Annotated in this window: 18 protein-coding genes, 1 tRNA gene, 2 pseudogenes and 1 riboswitch; of the genes and pseudogenes, 13 read left to right on the top strand and 8 right to left on the bottom strand. The window is 59.6% G+C overall.

From position 1 onward, the window contains the following. Window positions 1-25: 25 nt before the first annotated feature. The 4 genes from J5M66_RS24345 to J5M66_RS24330 all read right to left on the bottom strand — a co-directional run bounded on the left by J5M66_RS24345 (window position 26) and on the right by J5M66_RS24330 (window position 8,262). Complete coding sequence (locus tag J5M66_RS24345) at window positions 26-5,557, bottom strand: calcium-binding protein (RefSeq protein WP_207808301.1); 5,532 nt, start codon at window positions 5,555-5,557, stop codon at window positions 26-28. Window positions 5,558-5,559: 2 nt separating this feature from the next. Then, window positions 5,560-6,414 carry a hypothetical protein gene (locus J5M66_RS24340; protein WP_207808300.1) on the bottom strand — a complete coding sequence of 285 codons (855 nt, stop codon included), beginning with the start codon at window positions 6,412-6,414 and terminating at the stop codon, window positions 5,560-5,562. A 1-nt stretch (window position 6,415) separates the two neighbouring features. After that, entirely contained in the window at window positions 6,416-7,660 is a 1,245-nt protein-coding gene (locus J5M66_RS24335) for a glycosyltransferase family 4 protein (RefSeq protein WP_207808325.1), read from the bottom strand. A gap of 197 nt (window positions 7,661-7,857) precedes the next feature. Further along, window positions 7,858-8,262, bottom strand: coding sequence for a hypothetical protein (locus tag J5M66_RS24330; protein ID WP_016771286.1), 405 nt, complete (start codon window positions 8,260-8,262; stop codon window positions 7,858-7,860). Between the two features lie 350 nt (window positions 8,263-8,612). Then, window positions 8,613-8,713, top strand: a riboswitch (guanidine-I (ykkC/yxkD leader). A 63-nt stretch (window positions 8,714-8,776) separates the two neighbouring features. Between J5M66_RS24330 and J5M66_RS24325 the strand changes: the two genes are divergently transcribed. The 12 genes from J5M66_RS24325 to J5M66_RS24270 all read left to right on the top strand — a co-directional run bounded on the left by J5M66_RS24325 (window position 8,777) and on the right by J5M66_RS24270 (window position 22,733). Further along, window positions 8,777-9,844: a putative urea ABC transporter substrate-binding protein gene (locus tag J5M66_RS24325; protein WP_130900088.1), complete on the top strand. Its 1,068-nt coding sequence runs from the start codon at window positions 8,777-8,779 to the stop codon at window positions 9,842-9,844. 18 nt (window positions 9,845-9,862) lie between these two features. Next, a complete protein-coding gene (locus J5M66_RS24320) occupies window positions 9,863-10,678 on the top strand; it encodes an ABC transporter permease (RefSeq protein ID WP_024011982.1) in 816 nt (271 codons plus the stop codon). Continuing rightward, window positions 10,675-11,463, top strand: a complete 789-nt coding sequence (locus J5M66_RS24315; RefSeq protein ID WP_207808299.1) for an ABC transporter ATP-binding protein — start codon at window positions 10,675-10,677, stop codon at window positions 11,461-11,463. The genes J5M66_RS24320 and J5M66_RS24315 overlap by 4 nt, the downstream gene beginning before the upstream one ends. Before the next feature lie 13 nt (window positions 11,464-11,476). Next, entirely contained in the window at window positions 11,477-12,202 is a 726-nt protein-coding gene (locus tag J5M66_RS24310; protein WP_110644979.1) for an urea amidolyase associated protein UAAP1, read from the top strand. A gap of 11 nt (window positions 12,203-12,213) precedes the next feature. Next, complete coding sequence (locus J5M66_RS24305; protein ID WP_016771291.1) at window positions 12,214-12,855, top strand: urea amidolyase associated protein UAAP2; 642 nt, start codon at window positions 12,214-12,216, stop codon at window positions 12,853-12,855. 283 nt (window positions 12,856-13,138) lie between these two features. Then, window positions 13,139-16,786 carry an urea carboxylase gene (gene uca, locus J5M66_RS24300; protein ID WP_207808298.1) on the top strand — a complete coding sequence of 1,216 codons (3,648 nt, stop codon included), beginning with the start codon at window positions 13,139-13,141 and terminating at the stop codon, window positions 16,784-16,786. Window positions 16,787-16,811: 25 nt separating this feature from the next. Next, the gene (gene atzF, locus J5M66_RS24295; RefSeq protein WP_207808297.1) at window positions 16,812-18,584 is read left to right on the top strand and encodes an allophanate hydrolase; all 1,773 of its coding nucleotides are present in this window, start codon (window positions 16,812-16,814) and stop codon (window positions 18,582-18,584) included. A gap of 280 nt (window positions 18,585-18,864) precedes the next feature. Next, on the top strand, window positions 18,865-20,352 hold the full coding sequence (locus tag J5M66_RS24290) for a sensor domain-containing diguanylate cyclase (RefSeq protein ID WP_207808296.1): 1,488 nt from the start codon (window positions 18,865-18,867) through the stop codon (window positions 20,350-20,352). Continuing rightward, window positions 20,345-20,575, top strand: a complete 231-nt coding sequence (locus J5M66_RS24285; protein ID WP_016771293.1) for a cysteine-rich CWC family protein — start codon at window positions 20,345-20,347, stop codon at window positions 20,573-20,575. Before J5M66_RS24290 ends, J5M66_RS24285 begins: the two co-directional genes overlap by 8 nt. A gap of 33 nt (window positions 20,576-20,608) precedes the next feature. Beyond that, entirely contained in the window at window positions 20,609-21,301 is a 693-nt protein-coding gene (locus tag J5M66_RS24280) for a pseudouridine synthase (RefSeq protein WP_207808295.1), read from the top strand. 316 nt (window positions 21,302-21,617) lie between these two features. Then, window positions 21,618-22,502 carry an alpha/beta hydrolase gene (locus J5M66_RS24275; RefSeq protein ID WP_016771295.1) on the top strand — a complete coding sequence of 295 codons (885 nt, stop codon included), beginning with the start codon at window positions 21,618-21,620 and terminating at the stop codon, window positions 22,500-22,502. Between the two features lie 157 nt (window positions 22,503-22,659). After that, a tRNA-Gly gene (locus tag J5M66_RS24270) sits at window positions 22,660-22,733 on the top strand. Between the two features lie 143 nt (window positions 22,734-22,876). On the opposite strand, the gene J5M66_RS24265 is transcribed toward J5M66_RS24270, so the two are convergent. Beyond that, the gene (locus J5M66_RS24265) at window positions 22,877-24,160 is read right to left on the bottom strand and encodes a type II toxin-antitoxin system HipA family toxin (protein WP_207808294.1); all 1,284 of its coding nucleotides are present in this window, start codon (window positions 24,158-24,160) and stop codon (window positions 22,877-22,879) included. Then, the gene (locus tag J5M66_RS24260; RefSeq protein ID WP_110602078.1) at window positions 24,160-24,456 is read right to left on the bottom strand and encodes a helix-turn-helix transcriptional regulator; all 297 of its coding nucleotides are present in this window, start codon (window positions 24,454-24,456) and stop codon (window positions 24,160-24,162) included. The genes J5M66_RS24265 and J5M66_RS24260 overlap by 1 nt, the downstream gene beginning before the upstream one ends. A gap of 299 nt (window positions 24,457-24,755) precedes the next feature. On the opposite strand from J5M66_RS24260, the pseudogene J5M66_RS24255 reads away from it, so the two are divergent. Next, window positions 24,756-24,926: pseudogene (locus J5M66_RS24255) on the top strand (transcriptional regulator); the annotation flags it as partial. A gap of 103 nt (window positions 24,927-25,029) precedes the next feature. Here the strand turns inward: J5M66_RS24255 and J5M66_RS24250 are convergent. Both J5M66_RS24250 and J5M66_RS24245 read right to left on the bottom strand, forming a co-directional pair. Continuing rightward, on the bottom strand, window positions 25,030-25,389 hold the full coding sequence (locus tag J5M66_RS24250) for a DUF6124 family protein (RefSeq protein WP_071174652.1): 360 nt from the start codon (window positions 25,387-25,389) through the stop codon (window positions 25,030-25,032). Window positions 25,390-25,978: 589 nt separating this feature from the next. Continuing rightward, window positions 25,979-26,201, bottom strand: a pseudogene (locus J5M66_RS24245) (trans-aconitate 2-methyltransferase); the annotation flags it as partial.

Genomic DNA, 26,201 nt, shown 5'->3' with positions numbered 1-26,201 from the left:
CGGGCCGGCTCAATCGGTCATCTTGTCAGACATTCAGTTCGTAGAACTCAATGATTTCCTTGATTGCCCGCTGCGCTGCATCGTCGCCCTTTATCAAAATATCCTCGACATCCCTCAGTGGCGGAAGCGGGTGCAGACGCTCGGCAATCTGCGTCGCGCTGTAGTCTTGAATCGCTGTTCCTTCGCTGACTCTTATGAAGCCAATAGCGCTTTCACCAGCGGCAAAATGACTGGAAACCCGGATTTTCGGCGCCATTCCGTAATCCACCACAATCACCAGATCATCGCGCTCACGATGAAACCTCAGGTTGTCGATCGTCAGCCTGCGTTCGGAAAAATCGATTCCATCCTGTCCGCCTCCGTTGTTGATGATCACGTCTCTGCCGAGGCCATCGTATCGGTAGAGATCATTTCCCGCGCCGCCGGTTAGCGTGTCATTGCCCGGCCCACCCAGCAGCAGGTCGTCACCGAGGCTGCCGGTGAGCACGTCATCCCCTTGCATGCCTCGGATCTCCCCCGCGCCGCTTATCGTGTCGTTGCCACGACCGCCCACGAGTGGCAGCGCTCGTCCGTCTCGCAAGGAAGTTGAAAGGGTGGGATGGTTGACGATGACACCCGTACGAAAAGTCTCGGGCGCAGGTCCCAGCTGACTTGATTCCAGGAGCTGCCTCAAACTTGCGACCGAGCCATCGGCGAACTTGACGAGCTCAATACCGGCGCCCTCAAGTTCACCGTTATGGGGCAAGACGATGCGGACTTTCTGTGTCCCGCCCCATTGGATATCGAGTGTCGGATGAAGCATTTTCGCTCTCGGCGGGTTGCGGTAAGCCGCGCGATCCGGGTTGGGCTCCAGCTCGACATGGGTGGTCTCTATCAGCGCAGCACCCCAGCTCAATTGCAGTGCATCGCGCTGCGCATCTGCTGGAAGAACGACCGTGTCCTGATCGATCAATCCGTACTCGTCTTTCCACCCCGCTACGCCAACTTCTGCTCGGTGGAAAACAGGGTTGAGCACGTCCGCAATCGTGGTTGTCGCTCCGGCATGCGCTTGCACGATGTAGGTGTCGGCGCCGTCTGCGCCGTAGAGCCAGTCATCACCCGATCCGCTGAGCAGATAGTCGGCGCCCTCGGAGCCGAGCAAGGTATCGTCACCTGCACCTGCGGATAAAAACGCGCCCGGTGTTCTGTCGCCGACAGTGCCGTAGTCAAGTGGGGAGCCTGCATAAGCGACGATCAGATCGTCTCCCGCGCCGCCGTGAAAAACGTTTTCCACTTCAACGTTGACTCGCCCGCCGGCATCGTTGCCATGGACGATTTTGCGTTTGATCGTTTCAGTTGTGACATCCCAGCGAAACGCCTTGGGCACTGTTACGCCCGAACTGAAGCTTGCCGCCGGGTAGACGTACCAGCCTTCAAGCGCGCCGGATTGCTTTCGGTCTTCAACCAATACGTCGCCCGTATTGAAGGAAAACCCGTTGGCCGAGCCGGATCGATAATAGCGAGGCGCCTGATTTGAGGAGGCGATTGCTCCCTCGGCTTTCACCGGTTTATGTTCGACACGGATTGTGGTTTTCGACTGCCTTTCACTGACAACGGCTTGCCTGCCATCAGCCTTCATCCATGGCGGCGTTTCAGACAGTGTTCCTGCGTCGACGCTGTCCTCGCTCAGCTCGGTGTGAGTGGTGTAACCGGTGTCGCTGGTGGTGACATGACTGCGCACCCAAACGCCTTGCTCATTCAAGGTAAAACCTGTGGCGTGTTTGCGGGCAGAGCGTTTTGACTGGATTTGCGCGAGGAACTCATCGGTCCAGTTGACCGCTTGAACAGACGCCACCGGGCCTTGCGCCGCAGCGGTCACATCATCTGGCTTAACCGGATCCGCAACTTTGCTTTCAGGGGTTGCCGGGGCGGTGACAAGTTCTGGTACGGGTGATTCGGCCGTCTCTATCGGTGGCAATGTTTTGCGCAGGACATCTGCGTAATCAAGTACCACGCCGTCGTTGAAACTGAATGTGGAAGACTTCCACTTCTCGTGATTCTTGATGAGTATCGCGTCGCCCGTTCCAACGGCCAGTCGCAACACCGTACCGACGGAAACTTCGATAACGTCGGCCTTAAGGCTTTGCGCGCAAAACCCTGCACCGAACCTGATGATGTTGCGGCCGCCGGCATCGGTGACGATATCCAGGCCGTCGCCAGCGCCGAAATAGTAGATGTCGGCGCCATCCATGCCATCCAGCACGTCAGCACCGGGACCGCCATCAAACACGTTGTCACCGGAATCACCGCGAAGGTAGTCCGTCCCTTCCCCGCCCAGCAGGGTGTCGTTGCCACCACCTCCGAGCAGCGTGTCGTTACCTGAGCCACCGTGCAGATAATCGGCATTGTGCTCGGCCTCAGCGCTGTTTTCGTAATCGCCGGCAAGAATGTCGTCATCCGCGCCGCCGTACAGCGTGTCGGCACCGAAACCACCCTGTAACGTATCGTTTCCTTCGCCGCCCTGAAGCACGTCATTGTTGCTTCCGCCCGGTTGCAGGTCAGATACGTCGCCATCGAGAAAATCAGCCCCTGCGCCACCCGCCAGCGTATCCGCGCCGCCCATGCCGCGCAGGGTGTCATCCCCCGCGCCGCCATCGAGAAAGTCGTTGCCGTGATAGCGAACCGGATGCTCAGGGCTATCGCCGATCAGATCGTCATTACCTTCGCCGCCGAAGAGCAAATCATCGCCACCGCCGCCCCAGAGCGTGTCATCGCCGGAGCCACCGTCCAGCAGATCATCGCCAAAAAAATGCGCGGCATCGCCTTCGACGCCGTCCAGTACGCCGTCATCACCCTGCAAAATGTCGTTGCCAGGGCCGCCATACAGCGCGTCGCTGCCACCGTTACCGGCGAGCCGGTCATCACCGCTACCGCCGTCCAGCACATCGTTGCCATGGTGTTTGCTGGGTAGCCCACCGCCCCAATCGAGGTTGTCGCCGAGCATTACGTCGTTGCCGCTGCCACCGGTCAGGGTGTCGTCACCTTGATCGCCTTTGAGAAAATCGTCGTCAGCTCCGCCGTCAAGCAGGTCCTCACCCCAGCCGCCGTTGATAATGTCCTTGCCGCCCTGCCCGTACAGCACGTCGTCACCGCCCTCGGGCGCACTGTTTATCGAGGCCTTAGAATAGACCGCTCGGTGACTGGTTACACCGCGAGCTATGGGGACGTCAGCGCGTTTGACCGCCCAACCTTGTTCCAGTGCACCGGTGGTTTCGTCTCCGGATAACACATCGTCGCCAGCACCGCCGATCAAGGTATCCCGGTCATTACCACCGAGCAGAACATCTCGGGATGCCGTACCGATAAGCAAATCGTCACCTTGCCCGCCGTCGAGCCAGTCTCCGCGACTTGCCTTGCCCTTGGCGTCACCGTCGGCCATAGCTTTTTCGAGCGTCGTCTGCTTGTCGCCGAATAACCGATCGTCTCCAGCCTTGCCGAACAATCGATCAGAACCACCCAAGCCGAGAATGACGTCGTCTGCGGCGGAACCGTAAAGTACGTCGGCCTTGTTGCGCTGTTTTACCTGGGGCAGCAGCACCACGTTGCCCAGTTCATCAAAGGAGGGCTGATCGCCGGGGACACTCGGATCTGTGTCTTTGGCTTTCCAGTCGCCCTGAAGCGTCAAAGCCGCAGCAGTGAGCGGCTGCCCCTCATATTCAGGGAGGCGGATGCCAAGCATCCCGGGCTGGAAGTTTTTGATCACCACCAGATCGCCCTCGCCGTATTTGATGTTGAGGGTGTTTTCAACAAGCGTCAGGGTGATGGACCGATCCTCGGTAGACCAGATATTGCTCAGAGGCGCGCGGCGTTCGAGATGGGGAATCGGCCCGCCGTTGATCCACAGTTGCCCATTGGCATTGGCATCAAGAATCTCGTCGAGGCCATCGCCGCTGGCGAATTCATAACGGTCGTTGCCTTCGCCCCCGATCAAGGAGTCGTTACCCTTTCCTCCGATCAGAACATCATCACCGGCCATCCCGTACAACACATCATTGCCGTCACCTCCGGTAAGCGAGTCGTTACCGCGACCACCTTCAATAACATCGTGACCGGCCATCCCATCGATGGAGTCATTGCCCACGCCGCCATACAGATGATCGGCATTAGCGCCGCCGGCGAAAGATCGCCCACCGTCATCACCGAACATGGCCAGCGGGTTCAGCACTCCGGTGGTCATCGGCGCCTGTTTGCCTGAGGCGAGATCGGAGTAGGAAAACTGCTGCAGCGAGTGTTCGCCAAACGAGCCCTGGGTTCGGGCAATCAACCGCGCCAGCATTTGCGCTCGATCCGCCAGCCACTGCGCGGTGATAAAGCCTTCGCCAGTATGCGGATCGTAAAGCTCGAGGTTGCGATCGGGATAACCGTCGGCTCGTTCTATGACGACTTCACTGAGTTGCTGCAAAGAGTTGCGCAACGCCAGACCGAGCGGCGTCGCCTCGCCTGCCAGTTTCGCCCATGCATTGGCATTGCCGAACTCGCTTATTGTCCGGGTGACGATGCTTTGCGACTGCTCTGGGGAGAATGCCGAGAAGAAGGCGTAAGCGTTGCTGGCGAAGGTGTCGTTGGTGGTGGGTATGGCAGCAGAATCGCCGTCGTAAGTGCGCTTGCACATGTCGAGAAATTCGTTCTGGCCGTAGCGCAATATCAGCTCGACCACGGCGGCAACAGGCGTGCCTTTGACTACATGCTGAATCAGCGGATTCACACTGCCACTCGCCAGCGCGATGTTGATTTGCTCCGGAACCACTGAAAGCAGACTTTGCAGTGGATTGACGCCGAAATTGCTGATCGCCGCTCGCAGGCCGACGCTGTAGGCGTCGATGGCGAAGAGAATGTTTTTATAGTCGTCGAGCCGGTTGGGTTTTGCCTGAGTGGGTGGGCCGTCATCTTCCGCATTCGGGTCGCCAGCAGAAATCAGTCTCCAGGTTTCATAGGGAGGTTTACCGCCCAGCAGGCTGAATCCGACTGTTCCAGACCAGCCGGCATTGCGTTTCACGGCGGTATCGTCCTCCCCGCAAACCTCCTTGAACAGCGCCTCGCCAATCGCGCTGGCGTCGATTTCTGCGATCTGGCTGATTGACGGCACGGTCCAGGGTGCCAGTTGACCGGCAAGGGATCCGTTGATCAGGGTATTGATGAAGTTGACGGCAACCTGGTTGGATGAAAGCTGCATCAGGTCTTCACTGAAAATTGTATTCAGTCTGAGTTCACCCTGGCGGGAGGTGTAACCACGAATCAGGGCAGAGTAGGCACCGTTTCCACCGTTGGCATCAATGGCCACGGCAAGCCAGAGTCTGGCGCTTTTCAGCACCTCTCCAGCCTCTTTATCGGCAGCTGCAACGTCAGAAACTTTTTCACCAATAATGTCGAATAGCTTCTGGTACAGGGGTGCGCAGCTTGCCCCTGCTAATTTCAGTGCATCGTACTGAAGTTGTTTTGAGCGCAGCCTCATTCCTTTGCAAATATTTGCTGCGTTGAAAATCTCTGATTTTTCCATATCGCTGAATACATAACTCATTGTTACTTCCTTGTAATAACAGAGCGTGAAAGATAGTCACTGAGATATCTGAGCATCTCAGGTGCTTCGCGTAATGACGCTAATCCGAGACCTACGCTACCGTGCCCCCCGGCAAAGTCGAAGTTATCCAGATTGATATTGCAGAAGAAATTCAGTTTGCCGAAATCAAGATTTTCCAATTCAGTTCTGCTGAACCTTGCCAGTTTCTCGTCAGTCAGCCTTTCCTCCGAAGCCGGGCGAATCAAGCCGTCACAGTTGATCAACCGAGGGGTTCCATCTCGCCGCGGCCAGCCAGTAATGACAAACGTTCTAACCGAATCTTCATTCTTGAAATGCGGCGGAGGTGCATCGAGCCAAATCTCCAGCCCCGGATAATTCTTTAGTTTCACAATCAACTCATCCGGCCAGTTGACGTGCCGATAACCCCGCTCATGGGGCTCGGTAGTTTCCTTTCTGGTAAAAAGCCCGGCATTCAATTTATAGAGCCGCCAGCTTTCGGGGATCGGTTCCAGGCGCTGATTCTGGTGCCGGCGCAGCCCCGTCCCGGTCCACCAGAAAAGCCCCTTCAGAGCAATCGCCAGACACGCTTTCTTGTTCACCATCTCAGGCATGCCAACGTAAAACTCGGGGACTAGCGTCTTATCTATATAGGCGCCGCCTAATATCGGCACTTGCTTCATGCTCGCCAGCTTGTTCTGGCAAACTTTCTCGTTTGCCTGGTGAATAGCCGCCGACTCGGCCGATTGTTCTTTGCGAATATAAAATTCCGCCACGCAATAACAGACATAAAAGAACAATCCATACTTCAATAACCTTTTAAACCACTTGATCGTCTGCTTACGCGACTTCCTGGACATTTCAAACCTCCCGCTCAAACTGCGGCACGGTTGGAATGTCGTTATGTCCGGATATCGCGCTTGCAAAAACCTCAAAATATTGGCTCACGCCCGATTCCACACTGAACCGACCTGCCGTCAACTTAGCGGCGCTGGCAAGTCCATCGTACTCACCTGCCGACTTCAAAACCTTGCTTACACTTCTGGCAACTCCTTGATGGTCGAAGAAATCCACCAACATGCCATTAGCCCCATCGACAATGACTTCCCTTACCGGAGCCGTATCCGACGCAACAACCACACAACCAGACGCCATCGCCTCCAGTAACGACCAAGACAAGACAAACGGATACGTCAAGTAAACATGGACTTTGGAACATGCGAGAACCGCGCGGTAAGTCTGGTAAGGAAGTTTCCCTGTGAAATGCACTCTGGAGTGATCGAAACTGACATCCGCCTCCATCCTGCTGCGCCAATCCGGGTACCCGACCGGCTTACTCCCATAACTGACACCGTCACCGCCAACCACGATGATCTGCGCATCTGGGCACTCGGTCTGAATAAGCGGGATCGCTCGCATGAAACTGTGAAAGCCGCGATAAGGCTCAAGGTTTCTGGCGACATAGGTAACGATTGGCTGTCCGGCTTTGAGCTCGATTCCATTGGGCAATCTGACTGCCCTGACTTTCGCCAGGTCAGATCTTTGAATCACACCCTCGTGAATGACCCGAATAGCCGACCGGTAAGCGGCCGGAAACAGGCTGCGCTGCCACTGGGTAGGCGCGATTGCGATATCACATTGTTGAAGATTCAACAGATGCAGCGAGTTGAGCACGCGCAGCCGTGACGACTCTCTTGTAGCTCGGCGGAATTCGGGGTCGAACCCGCAATCGGCGCCCTGCGCTCGATAGTAATACTCGCAATAGTGAATCAGCGGCGTATCGGCATAGACATCCTTGGCAAACAGCGTCTCTCCCCATCCGGGATGACCAAGAATCACGTCTGGCTGATAACCCGAACGTTTCAGCCTGCCCAGGATTTCAAAAACCTTCTGACCGTCGATCACCGCTTGTTCATAGCGGATCAGATAGGGGTGAGTATTGCCGGGCGCTCGGCTTGTCGCTCGATATCGATGAATTTGCACACCGGCGACGCCCGGTGCCGTGTCCCGGCCTATCGCCACAACCTCATCACCGCGCTCCAGCGCTGCCAGCACCACATGACGGAACTGACCGGGAAAATTTTGATGAATAACCAGTAGCTTCATAGCGCTGAACGTCCATTTTTCGCCGCTATCGAGCTGAGGATTGCTCGCCTCGTTCGGCATCCACGAACGCTAACAAACACCACAAAATGAAACTGTAGGACGCTTCCGGGATTGTCCTAGGAGATGGCCAACGGAAGGACTTTTCGACGGGCAAAAAAAAGCGGCGCATCATGCGCCGCTTTTTTATTTACGGTCAGTTACCAGCGGTTACCACGGCCGTTGTAGTCACGGCGACCGCTGTGACGATCATAGTTGCCGCGACCCCGGTGGTCATTGTCCCAACCGCCGCGACGGTGGCCGTCCCAGCGTCCGCGATCATTGCCGTGCCAGCGACGGCTTTCGTAATGACGCGGGGCCGGTTGATAGTGCCGCGGCGCCTGGTAATACCGCGGTTGCTGGTAGTAACGCGGCGCTGGCTGGTAGTAGCGCGGCTGAGTGTAATAAGTGCCGCCGCTGCGGTAATAGGAGCCGCCACCGCTGTAATAGGCCGGTGCGGGTGATGTGTAGACCTCTGACCTGTAGTAGCTGTCTCCATAGGAATAAGGAACGCATCCGCCAAGGGAAAAAAGCATCACGGCAAGCAGTACGATTCGGCGATACATGGCGGCCTCCTGGACCGCGGGTTGGCCACACCAGCGACGCTGGCAGGCGACCGTCAGCAATTGAGTGACTGTCGAAGAATCAGACAGCGGTTTCGGAATCTGGTGCGTTCCTGCAACAAGTTGAAACAAGTGATCATGAAATCTTGTTTATCCGCAAAATCAGCGACCAGTTATGCGTAAACGCGCTGCATGACGGTGCAACCACGCACCACCACGATGCGCTATCGCTCGCCCCGCTCCCCCCGGCAATCCAGCAGATCCCCGCAGCAGAGGCCTCGCCCCGACTTGGCACGTCTCTCGCTTTAGCAAACCTGTGCAGGAGTCATCACAGGTTCGCGGCACCACAATTTGCAATGGCTGACTAGGGTTCCGGCTCGCAAGCGCGAGTGGCTGGTCCGAGAGTTGGCGACCTCCAGTTGAGGTTACACGGCGGGACAAAAGCCCGGGAGACAAGCCACCGTTCGCGGTGCCGCGTTGCCTTCCTGTCCGCCCTCGATCAACTGGAGAATCCGCAATGATCCGACTACGTTTCCCCGCCCTGCTCGCCGCCGCTTTCGCCGCGCTCATCAGCACGCAATCTTCCGCCGCCCAGAAAGACCACTTCAGCGTGTGCTGGACGATCTACGCCGGCTGGATGCCATGGGAATACGCCGGCAGCCAGGGCATCGTCGACAAATGGGCGAAGAAATACGGGATCAAGATCGACGTCGTGCAACTCAACGACTACGTCGAATCGATCAACCAGTACACCGCCGGCCAGTTCGACGGCTGCACCATGACCAACATGGATGCGCTGACCATTCCCGCTGCCGGCGGCGTTGACAGCACCGCATTGATCGTTAGCGATTTCTCCAACGGCAACGACGGCATCGTGCTCAAGGGTGAAGGCAAGAAAGTCGCCGACCTCAAGGGCATGGACGTCAATCTGGTCGAGCTGTCGGTCTCGCATTACCTGCTGGCTCGCGCGCTGGACTCGGTGGACCTGACCGAGAAAGACCTGAAGGTGGTCAACACCTCCGACGCCGACATTGCCGCCGCGTTCAACACCGACGACGTCAACGCCGTGACCACCTGGAACCCGATGCTCTCGGATATCAAGGCCAAACCCGGCGTCACCGAAGTGTTCAATTCCAGCCAGATTCCCGGCGAGATCATGGACATGATGGTGGTCAACAGCGCCACCCTCAAAGACAACCCGGCCCTGGGCAAAGCGCTGACCGGCGCGTGGTTCGAAGTGGTCGCTTTGATGAACGCGAAAACCGCCGCGAGCAAAGCTGCGCTGGAACACATGGCCAAGGCCTCTGGCACCGATCTGGCAGGCTTCCAGGCGCAACTGGACACCACAAAACTGTTCGCCACGCCGAGCGAAGCGCTGAATTTCGCCACCAGCAAACAACTGCCGGACACCATGCGCAAGGTCGCCGAGTTCTCCTTCGAGCACGGCCTGCTCGGCGAAGGCGCGAAGGACCCGAGCGCGGTGGGCATGTCTTTCGCCAACGGCGTGACCAGCGGCGACACCGCCAACCTCAAGCTGCGTTTCGATCCGACCTACGTGCAGATGGCCGCCGACGCCAAGCTGTAAGCCACGGAGGATTTGGCCATGCGCCTGATCAATCGCCACCCCGATCGCCCGAGTCGCCTGTTGCTGGTGATCCTGCCGTTCGCGCTGGTGCTGTTCGCCTACTTCACAGGCTCGGCCGAGCGCCTGGCGGACAACCCCAACGACAAACTGCTGCCCAGCGCCGTGCAGATGAGCGACGCGGTAAAACGCCTGGCCTTCAACGCCGACAGCCGCACCGGTGAATACCTGTTGTGGCAAGACACTGCGTCGAGTCTGCGGCGCTTGGCCATCGGCCTCGGCATCGCGGCGCTGGCGGGTCTTTGCCTCGGTATCGCGGCGGGCACCCTGCCGCTGTTCGGCGCGCCGTTGTCGCCGTTGCTGACGGTGCTGTCGATGGTGCCGCCGCTGGCGATCCTGCCGATTCTGTTCATCGTCTTCGGCTTGGGCGAGTTATCGAAAGTCATGCTGATCGTGATTGGCATCACCCCGGCGCTGGCCCGGGATCTGGAACAGCGGGCCCGTGACATTCCGGTCGAACTGCTGATCAAGGCGCAGACCCTCGGCGCCTCGACCTGGACGCTGATGCTGCGCGTGGTCTTGCCGCAGCTGTTGCCGCGCTTGCTGATCTCGCTGCGCTTGATGCTCGGTTCGGCGTGGCTGTTCCTGATTGCCGCCGAAGCGATCGCCTCCACCGATGGCCTCGGCTATCGGATCTTTCTGGTGCGGCGCTACCTGGCGATGGATGTGATCCTGCCCTACGTGGTGTGGATCACCCTGCTCGCCTGGCTGATGGACTGGGGCTTGAAGCAGCTAACCCAGCGCGCTTTTCCCTGGTACGAGGGAGCAGCGAAATGAGCTTCATCACAGTAAAAAACGTCTGGCAGCAGTACGCCGATCAAGTGGTTCTGGAAGGCTTGAACCTGAACGTCAACGAAGGCGAGTTCTGCACCTTGGTCGGCGCCTCCGGTTGCGGCAAATCGACCTTCCTGCGCCTGTTGCTCGGCCAGGAAAGCGCCAGTCGCGGGGAGATTCTGCTCGACGGCCAGCCCTTGGCCAACGAGCCGGATGCCAGCCGTGGCGTGGTCTTTCAACGCTACTCGGTGTTCCCGCATCTGAGCGTGCTCGACAACGTCGCCCTCGGTCTCGAATTGCCGCGCGCGCCCTTGCTTGGCCGGCTGTTCGGCAGCGCCAAACGCGAGGCGCGCGAGCAGGCTGCAGCCCTGCTGACAAAAGTCGGCCTCGGCCATGCGCTGGACAAGTACCCGGCACAGCTGTCCGGCGGCATGCAGCAACGCTTGGCCATCGCCCAGGCGCTGATCATGAAGCCGCGCGTGTTGCTGCTCGACGAGCCCTTCGGCGCGCTCGATCCGGGCATTCGCAAAGACATGCACGCGCTGCTGCTGGAGCTGTGGCGCGAGACGCAACTGACGGTGTTCATGGTCACCCACGACCTGTCGGAAGGCTTCAGCCTGGGCACGCGCCTGCTGGTGTTCGACAAGGTGCGCCTCGACCCGCACGCCCCCGGCGCCTATGGCGCCCGCATCACCTACGACATCCCGTTGAACAGCGACCGCCGCGCCCAGCGCGCCGCCGTCGAGGCCCTGCCGCTGCCGCTGGCGGGCACCCTTCGCACTGCTTGAGAGGACTGCTCCCATGACCGATTCAATCCAACTTTTCCCACCCTTTGCTGAAGAACTGCTGCCGGGCGGCGGCCACCGTTCCTTCGTGCTCAAGCGCGGCCAATTGCTGCGCCTGACCGACCTGCGCGGCGGCGCCAATGTCAGCCTGACCTTGCTCAATGCCAATGAAAAAACCGAGCGGCTGAACCTGCCCGACAGCCTCAAATGCCAACACACCGCCAAGCTCACTGCCGGCCACTGCCTGTACTCGGACATGGGCCGCGTACTCGCCGCGATCACCGCCGACACCTGCGGTTGGAGCGACAGCCTCGGCGGTGTGCTTTGCGCACAGGAAGTCGCCGAAAAGTACGGTCAGGGCCGCTACCAGGAACTGCGCAACGGCTTCTTTCGCAACGGCACCGACAACCTGCTGGTGGAACTCGGCAAGTGGGGCCTGGGCCTGTCCGACCTGCTGATGACCCTCAATCTGTTCAGCCGCGTGAACGTCGATGAGGCCGGGCGTTTCCACTTCGTCGAAGGCAACTCGAAGGCCGGTGACTACATCGAGTTGTACGCGCCGATGGACACCCTGATGGTGCTCACCGCCCTGCAACATCCGATGGACCCGTCCCCCGAATACGCTCCGAAACCCTTGAAGCTGAGCTGGATGAACGCCGACGCCAGCGTCGCCGAACACTGCCGCACTTCGCGCCCGGAAAACGAGCGCGGCTTCATCAACACCGACCGTTTGTTCGCCTGAGGATCGCCGCCATGTCACTCGCAATCGCCACTTCGCACAAGCAAGCCGACAGCGCGATCTACCGCGCGACCATTCCCGCCGGCGAGCCCTGGCTGATGGAAGTCAAGGCCGGGCAGACCCTGCGCATCCTCGATCTGGAAGGCAATCAGGCCGTCGACACTTTGTTCTACAGCCTCGCCAACCCCAAGGAACGCTACGACGTGCAACGCACCTTGCGCCGGCAGAACAGCGTCTACCTGAGCACCGGCAGCGTGCTGTATTCCAACCTCGGCCAGCCGATGCTGACCATCGTTGCCGACACCTGCGGGCGCCACGACACCCTCGGCGGCGCCTGCGCGCAAGAGAGCAACACCGTGCGCTACGCCCTGGAAAAACGCTACATGCACAGCTGCCGCGACAACTACCTGCGCGCCTGCGCCCACGACGGCCGATTGAGCAAGAGCGACATCGGGCCGAACATCAATTTCTTCATGAACGTGCCAGTGACGGCGGATGGCGGGCTGACCTTCGAGGACGGTATTTCCGCGCCGGGCAAGTACGTTGATTTGCGCGCGGAGATGGACGTCATCGTGCTGATTTCCAACTGCCCGCAGTTGAACAACCCGTGCAATGCCTACAACCCGACCCCGGCGGAGTTGCTGGTATGGAACTGACCATCAGCCGTTTACGCCGTTGGCTTTTTGCACTGTGCCAGGCGCGTTCCGGGCAGTGCCTTAAATCCACCAGACAACCCTGAACCCTGTGGGAGCGAGCCTGCTCGCGAATGCGCCGTGTCATTCAGCATTGATGTGGCTGATCCACCGCCTTCGCGAGCAGGCTCGCTCCCACAGGAGGTTTGTGGTGGGTTGGAGTGAAGTGTGTTTTTTCCATCCGGGACGGCCCGGATGTCTGTCGAAAAACAGCGGGACGGCCCGCTCCCCCTTCAGGGGTTATGCCATGTTCGAAAAAATCCTGATCGCCAACCGTGGCGCGATTGCCTGTCGCATCCTGCGCACGATCAACGTGCTGAAGGCCAAAGGCATTGCGGTGTACTCCGAAGCCGACGCGGCCAGCCTGCACATCTCCCAGGCCGCTGAAGCGCACAGCCTCGGCGAAGGCGCGGCGTCCGCGACCTATCTGGCCGTCGATAAAATCCTCACGATCGCCAAACAAAGCGGCGCCACGGCGATTCATCCCGGCTACGGATTTCTCTCCGAGAACGCAGCGTTCGCCGAAGCCTGCGAAGCGCAGGGCATCGCCTTCATCGGGCCGACGCCGGAGCAATTGCGGGTGTTCGGCCTCAAGCACACTGCTCGCGCGTTGGCCAGACAGCACGGCGTACCCATGCTCGAAGGCACCGACCTGCTCGACAGCCTCGATTGCGCGCTGAGCGCCGCCGAACAGGTCGGCTACCCGGTAATGCTGAAAAGCACCGCTGGCGGTGGTGGCATCGGCATGCGCGTGTGCCGCAGCGCCAGTGAATTGAGCGAGTCGTTCGAAGCGGTGAAACGCCTCGGCCAGAACAACTTCAGCGACGCCGGCGTGTTCATCGAGAAGTACATCGAACGCGCGCGGCATCTGGAAGTGCAGGTGTTCGGCGACGGCTGCGGTGACGTCATCGCTCTCGGCGTGCGCGACTGTTCGGTGCAGCGGCGCAATCAGAAAGTCCTCGAAGAAACCCCGGCGCCGAACCTGCCAGAAGGCATGGCCGATGAGCTGTGCGCAGCGGCGATCAAACTGGCGCAAGCGGTGAATTACCGCAGCGCCGGCACCGTCGAATTCGTCTTCGACAGCGCGGCCCAGCGCTTCTATTTTCTCGAAGTGAACACGCGGTTGCAGGTCGAGCACGGCGTCACCGAACAGGTGTGGAACGTGGACCTGGTGCGCTGGATGATCGAGCTGGCCGCTGGTGATCTGCCGCCGCTGAACGAGTTGTATCAAGGCCTGGAACCGCAGGGCCATGCGATTCAGGCACGTCTGTACGCGGAAGATCCGGGGCGTGATTTCCAGCCGAGCCCGGGCCTGCTGACCGCTGTGCAATTTCCGCCCGCCAACGGCGTTGAGTTGCGTATCGACACCTGGGTCGAGGCCGGCGTGGAAATTCCGCCGTATTTCGATCCGATGATTGCCAAGCTCATCGCGTGGGCGCCGAGTCGCGAACAGGCTCGCGCCGAACTCCATCAGGCATTGGGCGATAGCCTGTTGTACGGCGTGGAAACCAACCGCGACTATCTGCGCCAGATTCTGCTCGATGCTCCATTCGCCAGCGGTCAGCCATGGACCCGTTGTCTGGAAAATCTGCTGTATCACGCCAACACCTTCGAAGTGCTCAGCGCCGGCACGCAGACCAGCGTGCAGGACTATCCCGGACGCCTCGGCTACTGGGCCGTCGGCGTGCCACCCTCGGGGCCGATGGACAGCCGAGCGCTGCGCCTGGGCAATCGTCTGCTCGGCAATGAACAAGGCGCCGCCGCACTGGAGATCACCATGAGCGGGCCGATCCTGCGCTTCAATTGTGACGCGGTGGTCGCGGTGACCGGCGCGCCGATTGCCTTGACCCTTGACGCTGAACCGGTGCCGATGAACACCGCGCTGCTGATCCCGGCCGGCGCGACGTTGCAACTGGGCAGCATCAGCGGCGCCGGCGCGCGCAGTTATCTGTGCCTGCGCGGCGGCTTGCAGGTGCCGGATTATCTGGGCAGCAAAAGTACCTTCACTCTCGGCCAGTTCGGCGGGCATGGCGGTCGCGCGTTGAGGGCCGGTGACGTCTTGCATGTGCCGGCATTGACCGAGCGCAGCGTCGGCCAGCAACTGGCCGAACAGCACATCACGGCGCTGCCGAGCGTGCGCCAGATACGGGTGATCTACGGCCCGCACGGCGCGCCGGAATACTTCAGCGAAAACTACATCGCCACGTTCTTTGTGACCCAGTGGGAAGTGCATTTCAACTCCAGCCGCACCGGCGTGCGCCTGATCGGACCGAAGCCTGAGTGGGTGCGTGAGGATGGCGGTGAAGCGGGTCTGCACCCGTCGAACATCCATGACAATCCGTATGCGATTGGCGCGGTGGATTTCACCGGGGACATGCCGGTGATCCTCGGCCCGGATGGCCCGAGCCTGGGTGGGTTTGTCTGCCCGGTGACGGTGATCGAGGCGGACCTGTGGCAGCTGGGGCAGCTCAAGGCGGGCGATAAAATTCAGTTCATTCCCGTCGACCTCAAGACCGCCCGCGATCTCGCCCTGAAATGGGATGCCCCCTGTGGGAGCGAGCCTGCTCGCGAAAGCGTCGGCAAAGACAAATCGATATTGACTGACACGGCCTCTTCGCGAGCAGGCTCGCTCCCACAGGGTTTGATGTCGCCTGTGGTGTTGGCGTTGGGTCAAGGCGATCAGCGACTGGTTGCACGGGTTTCTGGCGACACTCATTTACTGCTGGAAATCGGCGCGCCGGAGCTCGATCTGGTCCTGCGCTTCCGCGCCCACGCGCTGATGCAGGCGCTGGAAAGCCAAGCCCTGCATGGGGTGATCGACCTCACCCCGGGCATTCGCTCGCTGCAAGTGCACTACCAGCCGGAGCAACTGCCGCTGGCCGATCTGCTCGGCATCATCGCCGGCGAATGGGACGCGGTGTGCGCCGCAAAAGATCTGCAGGTGCCGTCGCGCATCGTGCACTTGCCGCTGTCGTGGGACGACCCGGCCTGTCAGTTGGCGATCGAGAAATACATGACCACCGTGCGCAAGGACGCGCCGTGGTGCCCGAGCAATCTGGAGTTCATCCGGCGCATCAACGACCTGCCGAATCTCGACGAAGTGCAGCGCACGGTGTTCGATGCGAGTTATCTGGTGATGGGCCTTGGCGACGTTTACCTCGGCGCGCCGGTGGCCACGCCGCTCGATCCGCGCCATCGTCTGGTGACCACCAAGTACAACCCGGCACGTACCTGGACCGCCGAAAATTCGGTCGGCATCGGCGGCGCCTACATGTGCGTGTACGGGATGGAAGGCCCGGGCGGTTATCAGTTTGTCGGGCGCACTCTGCAGATGTGGAATCGCTATCGCGAAGTCGCCGCGTTCGATGGCAAACCGTGGCTGCTGCGCTTCTTCGATCAGATCCGCTTCTACCCGGTCAGCGCCGAAGAACTGCTGCGCATCCGCCGCGATTTCCCCCTTGGGCGCTTTGATCTGAACATCGAACACAGCCAGCTCAACCTCGCCGACTATCAGGCATTTCTCAGTCAGGAAGCCGAGGGCATCAGCGCTTTCCGTGCGCAACAACAGGGCGCGTTCAAGGCTGAACGCGAGCGCTGGATCGCCAGCGGCCAGGCGCATTTCGACAGCGAAGAAGCCGTGCCTGACGCCAGCGAAGAAGCACCGCTGCAAAGCGGTGAACACAGCGTTGACAGCCACATCGCCGGCAATCTCTGGCAGGTGCAGGTCGAGGCTGGTCAGCGTGTCGTGGCGGGCGATGTGCTGGTGATTCTCGAGTCGATGAAGATGGAAATCCCTGTGCTCGCGCCGCTGGCCGGCGTGGTGCGAGAGATCCGCGTGCAACCCGGTTCGGCGGTGCGCGCCGGACAACGGGTGGTGGTGCTGGAACTCGACTGAAGCCATTTTTTATAAGGATCAACCGATGAATCTGCAACTCGATGCACTGCGCCAGGCCTATCGCAATGGCGATACCACACCGCGCCAACTGCTGCTGCAATTGCGCGAAAAAGCCGCTGCGCTGAACCCCGACTATCACCTGTTCATCCACCTGCTCAGCGTCGATGAACTGGAGCCGTATCTCGCCGCCCTCGACGGTCGTGACCTCGACAGCCTGCCGCTGTATGGCGTGCCGTTCGCGATCAAGGACAACATCGATCTGGCCGGCATTCCCACCACCGCCGCGTGCCCGGCGTTCGCCTATGTGCCGCAGCAGTCGGCGACCATCGTCGAGCAGCTGTTGGCGCTGGGGGCGATTCCGCTGGGCAAGACCAATCTCGATCAGTTTGCCACCGGCCTCAATGGCAGCCGCTCGCCATACGGAGCGTGCCCGAACAGTGTGCTGGCGGAATATCCGTCCGGCGGTTCCAGCGCCGGCTCGTCACTGGCGGCAGCGCTGGGTGTGGCGAGTTTCGCCTTGGGCACTGACACCGCCGGTTCCGGGCGGGTGCCGGCGGCGTTGAATAATCTGGTGGGATTGAAGGCCAGCAAAGGCCTGATCTCCACCGCCGGCGTGCTGCCGGCTTGCCGCACGCTGGACTGCGTAACCACCTTCACCGCCACCGCCCGCGAGGCCAGTCAGTTGCTGGCGTTGACGGCAAAACACGATCCCCGCGATGAGTACAGCCGGCCCAACCCGGCATGGAACGACAGCTCGGCATTCGGCACGCCACGACCGTTTCGCTTCGGCGTGCCACGGGCGCAGGATCTGGAGTTTTTCGGTTGCAGCGAGGGGCCGCAACTGTTCGCAGCGGCCATCGAACGGCTCAAGGCACTGGGTGGCGAACCCGTCGAGCTGGACCTGTCACCGTTTCTGGAAGCAGCGCGTTTGCTTTACGACGGGCCGTGGGTGGCCGAGCGTTATAGCGTCGCCGGTGAGCTGATGGAGCAGAATCCCGAAGCGGTGCTGCCGGTGATCCGAGCGGTGCTGGCCAAGGCACCGGCAGTGACCGGCGTGCAGACCTTCCGCGCGCAATATCGATTGCAGGCACTGAAGGCCCTCTGCGACGAGGCTCTGGAAAATCTCGACTGCGTACTGACGCCGACCATCGGCCGTCCGGTGACCCTGGCCGAGCTTGCGGCCGAGCCGGTGCTGCGCAATTCCGAACTCGGCTATTACACCAACTTCATGAACCTGCTCGACTACGCCGCCGTCGCCGTGCCGACCGCGTTCATGAGCAATGGTTTGCCGTGGGGCGTGACGTTGTTCGGGCGGGTATTTACCGACCAGTATCTGTTGAGCGTGGCCGATGCCTTGCAGCGCCAGCAGGACAGCGCCCTGCCAGTTCCGGCAAACCCTGCGCGCAATGACCGCGCTCGATTGGTGGTGTGTGGCGCGCACCTGCAAGGGCTGGCGTTGAACTGGCAACTGACCCAGCGTGGCGGGCGTCTGCTGGAAACCACGTTCAGTTCGCCGGACTATCGACTGCACGCCCTCGCCGGCGGCCCGCCATTGCGGCCGGGGATGGTGCAGGTCAAGGACGGCGGCGTGGCGATTGCCGTGGAGGTGTGGGAGTTGCCGAGCAGTGAGCTGGGCTCGTTTCTCACCGGGATTCCGGCGCCGCTGGGGCTGGGCAAGGTGCAACTGGCGGATGGGCGCTGGGAGAGCGGGTTTATCTGTGAGCCGTATGGGTTGGAGGGTGCGGTGGATATCAGTCATTTGGGGGGATGGCGGGCGTATCTGGCATCCCGGGGCTGATCCGAAAGCTCGCCCTCACCCTGGCCCTCTCTCCAGGGAGAGGGCCAGGGTGAGGCGATTGTCCATCGGTTGCCATTGGCTGATACCGAGTCGATCACAGATTTTCCATCACCCACAATCCAGCTCCCTCTCCCCTGGGAGAGGGCTGGGGTGAGGGGCTGCGATTTTCCTGACACACCGCTACGTCATATCCCCCGCCATTTCAGGCACAAATCCCGCAGTGTTTTCCCGACCATCCCACTAGAATGCATCCCATCGGGCCACTGCCAACGGATCTGCCATGCCGCTTCGTTCTCCCTTGTACTCGCAACGCTCACTGGTGCTCACCCTCGTCGCCCTGCTCGGCGCCGGCTTTCTCGCCACCTCGCTGTTGAGCTACTTCGCGTCCCGCGAGTCGATCCGCGACAACATCGTCAACACTGAACTGCCACTGACCTCCGACACGGTCTATTCGGAAATCCAGAAAGACCTGGTCCGGCCGATCCTGATTTCCTCAATGATGTCCCGTGACACGTTCATGCGCGACTGGGTGGTCGACGGCGAGCAGAATCCCGAGCAGATGACCCGCTATCTCGATGAGGTCATGACCCATTACGGCGCCTACACGGCGTTCTTCGTTTCCAATGCCACGCTCACCTACTACCACGCCAAGGGCGTGCTCAAGCAGGTCAAAGTCGATGAACCGCGCGACACCTGGTACTTCCGCGTGCGCGACATGCAGGACCCGTACGAGATTAACGTCGACCCGGATCTGGCCAACAAGGACAACCTGACGTTCTTCATCAACTACAAGGTCTACGACTACCACAACCGCTTCATCGGTGCCGCGGGCGTGGGCCTGACCGTGGACGCGGTGATCAAGCTGATCGACAAGTATCAACAGCGCTATCAACGCAGCGTGTACTTCGTCGATACCTTCGGCCGCCTCGTATTGACCGGTGCCGAGGGTGGCCCGGAAGGCGCGCACATCGGCCAGAGTCTTGGCGAACTGGAGAGCATGAAAAGTCTGGTCAGCCAGTTGCCCAAGCCGCACAGCGGCAGCTACGAATATTCCACTCAGGGCCAGGGGCATTTTCTCAACGTGCGGTTTATCCCCGAGTTGAACTGGTACCTGTTCGTCGATAAACGCGAGGACGGCGCGCTGAGCGAGATCCGCCAGTCGCTGTATCTCAATCTGCTGATCTGCCTGCTGGTGACATTGATCGTGCTGGCCTTGCTCAATCGAGTGATCAAGCGCTTCCAGGCGAAGATTCAGGCGCACGCCACCCTCGACAGTCTCACTGAACTGCCGAACCGACGCGGCTTCGACATCCTCGCCGCGCAAGCGCTGCACGAGGCCCAACGGGAAACCAAGCCGCTGACCGCGTTGTTGCTCGACCTCGACCACTTCAAAGCCTTGAACGACACCTATGGACACATGGCCGGCGATCAGGTGTTGATCGGTTTCGCCCGCGACCTGCAAAGTTGCCTGCGTCACGCCGATATCGTCTGCCGCTGGGGCGGTGAAGAGTTCATCGTTCTGTTGAAAGACACCGACGGCGAGACCGGGCAGAAAATTGCCGAGAAGATCCGCCAGCACGTCGAACAACACGAATATGCCTACGATGGCCACAGCCTGCATCTGACCGTGAGCATCGGCGCCACCACCGTGCAACGCGATGACACCTTGCACACTCTGCTGTCCCGGGCCGATCATGCGATGTACCGCGCCAAGCAAACCGGGCGCAACCGCACCTGCATGGAAATGCCGCACTCGACCTATGCCTGATAACGACGTCAAACCCGATCACTGCCCGGCCTGCGGTGCGCGCAACGATTGCAGCCTCGCCGACCCGCGCACCGCCGACCGCGAATGCTGGTGCTATGGCGTGACCATCGACCCGGCGGTGCTCGAAGCGCTGCCGGCCGAACTGCGCAATCAAGCCTGCCTGTGCCCGCGCTGCGCACAGGTCGAAGCGCAACTGCAAGCAGGCCGGCGGCCGATCCCGTAAGATGCGCGGCCCTTTGTTTGTTGAATCCTGACCATGCGCGTCGACCGCTTCCTCAGCAATCTGCCCCGCTACAACCGTCAGCAGGTTCGCCTGTTGCTGGTGGAAAAGCGCGTGCGGATTGACGGAAAAGTCGTCAGCGACCCGCACAGTGAGGTGCTGGAATTCAGTCGGGTCGAAGTCGACGATGAGGTGCTGCAAAGCGGTAAACCGGTGCGCTATTTCATGCTGCACAAACCGCCGGGTTGCGTCAGCGCCACCCGCGATCCGCAGCATGCGACCGTGCTCGACCTGCTCGATGAACCGCACAAGGACGATCTGCACATCGCCGGACGTCTGGATTTCAATACCACCGGGCTGATGCTGATCACCAATGACGGCGCCTGGTCGCGGCGCCTGACGCAGCCGCAAACCAAACTGGCGAAGGTCTATTACGTCGAAACCGAACAGCACATCGACCCGAGCTACGCGCTGAAATTTGCCGAAGGCATTTACTTCGCTTTTGAAGATCTGACCACGCAACCGGCGCAGCTTGAGCTGCTCGGCCCACGCTCGGCGCGACTGAGCATCGTTGAAGGCCGCTACCATCAGGTCAAGCGCATGTTTGGGTTTTTCAACAACAAAGTCCTGCGCCTGCACCGCGAATCCATCGGCGAACTGACCCTCGATCACGCGCTAAAACCGGGCGAATACCGCGCTTTGCGCACCGAAGAGATTCATTTGTTCTAAGCCGGCGACCGCTCAGCCGAAGTTGTCGAACAATTCGCCGACGGCACTTGCGTGATCCTGAGTCCCCTGCTTGAATCAGGACGTCGGCCGAAATGTGACCGATGAGTCACCACATACTTCCAAGAAACTTTTTGTCGGTCGTCTGCCCTCAAGGGCTGCGCCTCAGCCGGCAATCTGCCCGCCAATAACAACACCCGTCGACCTGCCGTACCGGATCGACATGGGCCAGCAAATTTCAGGCGTATGCCTACCTGTCACAAAGCTCGTGCAATCTCGATTGCGCGCATACCCGCTTGCTTGCCAGGAGTCTTATGACATGAGGCCAGAAATCGCTGTGCTGGATATACAGGGTCAGTATCGGGTTTACACGGAGTTCTATCGCGCAGACGCCGCAGAAAAGACCATCATTCTGGTCAACGGCTCGATGGCCACGACTGCGTCGTTTGCACAGACCGTGAAAAACCTGCACCCGCAATTCAACGTGGTCTGCTATGACCAGCCCTACGCGGGTCGGTCAAAAGCCCACAACCGGCATGAGAAACATCTGACGAAGGAAGTCGAAGGGCAGATTCTGCTGGAGCTGATCGATCACTTCGCCGCCGAACACGTGCTGTCCTTCTCCTGGGGCGGCGCCGCCACTCTGGTCGCCCTCGCCCAGCAACCGCGGCGCATTGAAAAAGCCGTGATCAGCTCGTTCTCCCCGGTAATCAATGCGCACATGCTCGATTACCTTGAGCGCGGCGTCGATTACCTCGGCAGCCGCGACGGCGACCGGGTCGGTCATCTGGTCAACAACACCATCGGCAAACACCTGCCGTCGCTGTTCAAGCGCTTCAACTATCGCCATGTCAGCAGCCTCGCCGAGCATGAGTACGGGCAGATGCACTTTCACATCAACGACGTGCTGCACAGCGATCGCCAGTGCTATCTGAATGCGGCGAAAAAGATCAGCGTGCCGGTGCTGTTCCTGAATGGCGAATGGGACGAATACACCGCCGCTGAAGACGCACGCCTGTTTGGCAATCACGTCGCCCACAGCAGCTTTACCACCCTGCAAGCCACCGGGCACTTCCTCGACATGGAGCACAAAGCCGCCTGCCGCGACAGCCAGAACGCCCTGCTCGGCTTTCTGAAACCTGCGCCGCAAGCCAGCCGAACGCGCTACTCGTTTGTGCAGGATCACCATGCCCTGGCCATTTGAAACAGCGTCATCGCGGGCAAGGCTGCAAGCTGCAAGTGCCTGTTGCACCGGCGCAGTCCTTGTTCGCGATCGACCGATTTCTGCGCGGCAAAGCCCTCGCAGAGAAAAGAAAACTTCAAATCCGTGGCCGAGTCTGGTACAAAGTCAGCCGCTCTGAGCGGGTATAGTTTAGTGGTAGAACGAAAGCTTCCCAAGCTTTAGATGAGGGTTCGATTCCCTCTACCCGCTCCACCGAATATTGATCTCGCGTTGTGTTGTCCGACGAGGGATGCAGGAATAGAAAAAGCCGGCCTTGATGGCCGGTTTTTTTGTGGGTGGGGTTTCAATCTCAGCGTCAACAACCTACCGGAGCAATGCTGCTCCCCGTCTGCAGCTTACTTCTCGAAATCCAGATGCAGCCTCGCCAGTACATTGAAGATCGGCTCCCCGGCTTTGTGCGGGACGTTCAATCGAGTGAATACTTTCTTCCAGTTGGCGAGCGCAGCGAGAGTCTGCTCGATATATTCCTCGGCCTTGAGGTATTTGTAATCCTTGCAGATCTCCATGATTCGCTTGCGCGTAGGCGTGCCGGGAGTGCGGCCACCGAAGTCAGTGGTGTGCTCGCCCATGGCGTTTGCGAAGGTCAGGTCGTATGCCGGGGACAGCGTCCAGGTTTCTCTCTCGCCTTTTTTTTCAGGATTGTGGCAGAGAAAGGCAAAGTTCTTCGCATGGTCGTCATGGTTGTGAGACAGCGCATTGAAGATCATTAACCTGGCCATCTTTTCCACTTCGACGGAGCTTCTGGTCAACACCTGAGTGAGCTTGAGCAGGTTCGGGTAGTCGATGGATGACAATGCGCGGTAGTCCGCGTACATGAGCGCCGAGACGGTCATCATGTGAATCTTGCGCTCGCCGTCGCGATCGAAGCGCTTGGTTGCGAAGAAACGCTCAAGCTCGCCGCCAGGCATCTGCACATTCAGAAGATCCGATTCAGCCATGGTCACTCCGGCGGCACGAGCCATCTCGGCATAGGCGAGTTCGATGCCGCCGGTTTCAATCGGTTCGTACAATGCCCTGAACTTCACGATCCAATGTGCATAGCCCTCGGGCAGGGCATCAAAGGCCGAAATTGCGTGATTTTTGTCGGCAGACAGCGCCACGATTGCCTTCGGTCGTGCGCCCCCCGGTGAGCCACCGGCCAGTCGCAATTTGGTAAGCACCGCAGGGGTCTTACCCTCTTGAACTTCGATTGAAGCTTCGTAGAGTTGGCAAATATCCAAAGGGCCTGTGAGCTCTGTTTTTTCCGCCTTCGGCTGATATTCAAACGCACCCATACTGCGCTCGCCCATATAAGCAAGGCGATCAAGCGCTGTGAGGGTTAGGTGGGTGCCGTCACCGAAGGTGCTGTCGAAATATCGATCCATCAGCAGCATGCCCCAGCCGTCAGGCAGTGAATCGGCGAACGGTCCGTGTAGCCCTTCGAAGAGGCTGGTGTTCCTGGCCAACTGGGGCTTTTCGTCCCAAGCCATTGTCAGCGGCGAAAGATTGTAGCCAGTGGCAAGCCAACCCGGATCGTAAGCGAAGTAAATCCCCCGGCCCGCGACTCTGACCAGCTCACCAACCTTAGCGCCCTCTTTCAAAACATTCAGCGCTTCTGTGTGTTTGAAAGGCTTGATCATCAGCGCATCCCTCTCTTGCGCCTGGCATTCTTCAGCTCATCCAGCGAGCTCGGTTGCTCTGGTTTGAACAGCTTGGTCACAGCGTTGAGTTCATCAAGCGCAGTGGCTATCAGGATCAAAGCCTCCAACGTCACGAGCCCGGTCGCTTCGAATCGCTTGATGGTGGATTCGGAAACCCCCGCCTTTTCCGCGAGCGTCTTGCGGGAAAGGTTTTTGGAGAGCCGCAGGATTTTGGCGTTTTCTCCGACATTTCTAGCGATCTCAGCCGGCGAGTGAAGCAAATGCATGAATGACATGGCAAACCCTTCCAATTCTTAAGGATCTTAATAGAGCCATTGTAGCCATCTAACCTCCCTTAAGGATCAGATATGACCATTTTTGAAAAATTTCACTAATTTCGTGGAGCAATAGAGATCTTCGGATTGCTACACAGCTGACACTGAGGATTACGCGGTTGGGTCACGCGTGGCCGCTTTTGTCACCGCGAATCTTACTCTCCGCAATGCAGTCATATTTGGCAACGTAATGATGAACACAGCGTTTGTTGTGCCGTTCAAGATCGCCGCTCATGTGGTTACCAAAGCGGACATCATTTATGGACATCAAACCCATTCGGAGCACTGAAGACTTGTCCGCAGCATTGCTGCGTATCGAGCAGATTTGGGGCGCTGAGATGAACTCGCCGGAAGGCGATGAATTGGAAATTCTCGCTCGGCGGGTGGGCGAGTATGAGGAGCAGCAATTCCCGATTCCCCCTTCCGAGCCCTTTCAAGAGGACAAACCTGGTATTGATCAGCGGTTTTGACGCTGCACTAGCCGAAAAACCGGTCGCAACGACCGGTTACTTTTTACTCGGAAATCAACGCCGGCTAACCCACCGGCACCACATTATCCAGCACCTGATTCACCGCCAGCTCGCCCAGCATGACGACCTGGGCGATGCCGAGCAGGGTTTTGCGCTGGCTGCCGTCGAGCAAGGCGGCAAAGTCGCCGAGCATGACGCTGGCCGAGCCGAGGGACTCGCTGGCGTTGACCAATAGCGACTCGGTATCGGTGCCCGGATTAACCATGAACATGCTGCTGGCCTGGTACGGCGGTGAGCTTGTTTTTGGTGGGATGAGATAGTGGTCGAGGGCGCGTTCGGCGGCTTCGTGGAGTTTTTTCGAATCGAGGGACTCGTAAGGAGAGGCCGGATCGGTTTCCGGCGGATTTGGCGTTACTTTGAACACGGGGCGGTACCTTTCATTTGAGCCGCATCCACCACGCTACTAAACGGGAGGGTGGCGGCTGTACGCAAGTTAGTAGACCGGACCCATCCCCCATCCGGCGCACCCGAAGGCGCCATGCGCACAGCCACCATAAAATACAGGCACGCGCCTGATTCAACGGAACTCGTGCAACCGTTACGAGGAGGACATTACCGGGCTACTAAACCCGATCACTGGAAATCAGTGACGCGAACCAAGTTACCGACCGCCCTCCAGGCGCACAAGCCGGCGGATTCTGGCGTACCGGTAGGCAGCGGCGCAAGGATTTGTAGGCATCGGGACGTAACGCGGTTCGACTTTAAACAGCCATGGCGCACCACGTGTAAAAGCCTGGAAAACAGAAGGAAATTTCCGACGAGCTCAGCGTGAACGAGTTGAAAGGATGCCAGAGGACGATGATGGTGGCGGTGCAGCGGTGATCGGATTTGCATGCGCCAAGAGGCCCCTCACCCTAGCCCTCTCCCGAGGGAGAGGGAACCGACCGGATTGCTTTCAAGGGATGCGCCGACCTGAGATAACGTGGCGATCTCAAGAAAGTTAGAGGTGTGATTCAGCGAGTCGCAACAATAAACAGCCGTGGAAACGGCAGCAGCACCGAGCCGTCAGCCAAGGCCGGATAAGCCTTGGCAACTTCCGCCAGATACCGCTGCAGATACTGCGCCCGTTCCTCCTCGGTCAACGGGCTCAGGAATGGAATCAACCCGCTGCCCTTGAACCACTCCACCACCCCCGCCGCCCCGTCCCGAAGTTGGTGGTGATAAGTGGTGCGCCAC

It is taken from the genome of Pseudomonas sp. 67(2021), assembly GCF_017491835.1.
Taxonomy (GTDB): Bacteria; Pseudomonadota; Gammaproteobacteria; order Pseudomonadales; family Pseudomonadaceae; genus Aquipseudomonas; species Aquipseudomonas atacamensis.
Note: the sequence above shows the minus strand (reverse complement) of the source record. Positions and strands in the feature narration are given on the sequence as shown.

Bases quoted from the DNA above. Each gene is read 5' to 3' on its own strand.
- atzF (WP_207808297.1), top strand. From the start codon at position 16,812: ATGAATCTGCAACTCGATGCACTGCGCCAGGCCTATCGCAATGGCGAT.
- J5M66_RS24285 (WP_016771293.1), top strand. From the start codon at position 20,345: ATGCCTGATAACGACGTCAAACCCGATCACTGCCCGGCCTGCGGTGCG.
- J5M66_RS24305 (WP_016771291.1), top strand. From the start codon at position 12,214: ATGTCACTCGCAATCGCCACTTCGCACAAGCAAGCCGACAGCGCGATC.
- J5M66_RS24345 (WP_207808301.1), bottom strand. From the start codon at position 5,557: ATGAGTTATGTATTCAGCGATATGGAAAAATCAGAGATTTTCAACGCA.
- J5M66_RS24310 (WP_110644979.1), top strand. From the start codon at position 11,477: ATGACCGATTCAATCCAACTTTTCCCACCCTTTGCTGAAGAACTGCTG.
- J5M66_RS24320 (WP_024011982.1), top strand. From the start codon at position 9,863: ATGCGCCTGATCAATCGCCACCCCGATCGCCCGAGTCGCCTGTTGCTG.
- J5M66_RS24265 (WP_207808294.1), bottom strand. From the start codon at position 24,160: ATGATCAAGCCTTTCAAACACACAGAAGCGCTGAATGTTTTGAAAGAG.
- J5M66_RS24340 (WP_207808300.1), bottom strand. From the start codon at position 6,414: ATGTCCAGGAAGTCGCGTAAGCAGACGATCAAGTGGTTTAAAAGGTTA.
- J5M66_RS24275 (WP_016771295.1), top strand. From the start codon at position 21,618: ATGAGGCCAGAAATCGCTGTGCTGGATATACAGGGTCAGTATCGGGTT.
- J5M66_RS24280 (WP_207808295.1), top strand. From the start codon at position 20,609: ATGCGCGTCGACCGCTTCCTCAGCAATCTGCCCCGCTACAACCGTCAG.
- uca (WP_207808298.1), top strand. From the start codon at position 13,139: ATGTTCGAAAAAATCCTGATCGCCAACCGTGGCGCGATTGCCTGTCGC.
- J5M66_RS24325 (WP_130900088.1), top strand. From the start codon at position 8,777: ATGATCCGACTACGTTTCCCCGCCCTGCTCGCCGCCGCTTTCGCCGCG.
- J5M66_RS24315 (WP_207808299.1), top strand. From the start codon at position 10,675: ATGAGCTTCATCACAGTAAAAAACGTCTGGCAGCAGTACGCCGATCAA.
- J5M66_RS24290 (WP_207808296.1), top strand. From the start codon at position 18,865: ATGCCGCTTCGTTCTCCCTTGTACTCGCAACGCTCACTGGTGCTCACC.
- J5M66_RS24330 (WP_016771286.1), bottom strand. From the start codon at position 8,262: ATGTATCGCCGAATCGTACTGCTTGCCGTGATGCTTTTTTCCCTTGGC.
- J5M66_RS24335 (WP_207808325.1), bottom strand. From the start codon at position 7,660: ATGAAGCTACTGGTTATTCATCAAAATTTTCCCGGTCAGTTCCGTCAT.
- J5M66_RS24260 (WP_110602078.1), bottom strand. From the start codon at position 24,456: ATGTCATTCATGCATTTGCTTCACTCGCCGGCTGAGATCGCTAGAAAT.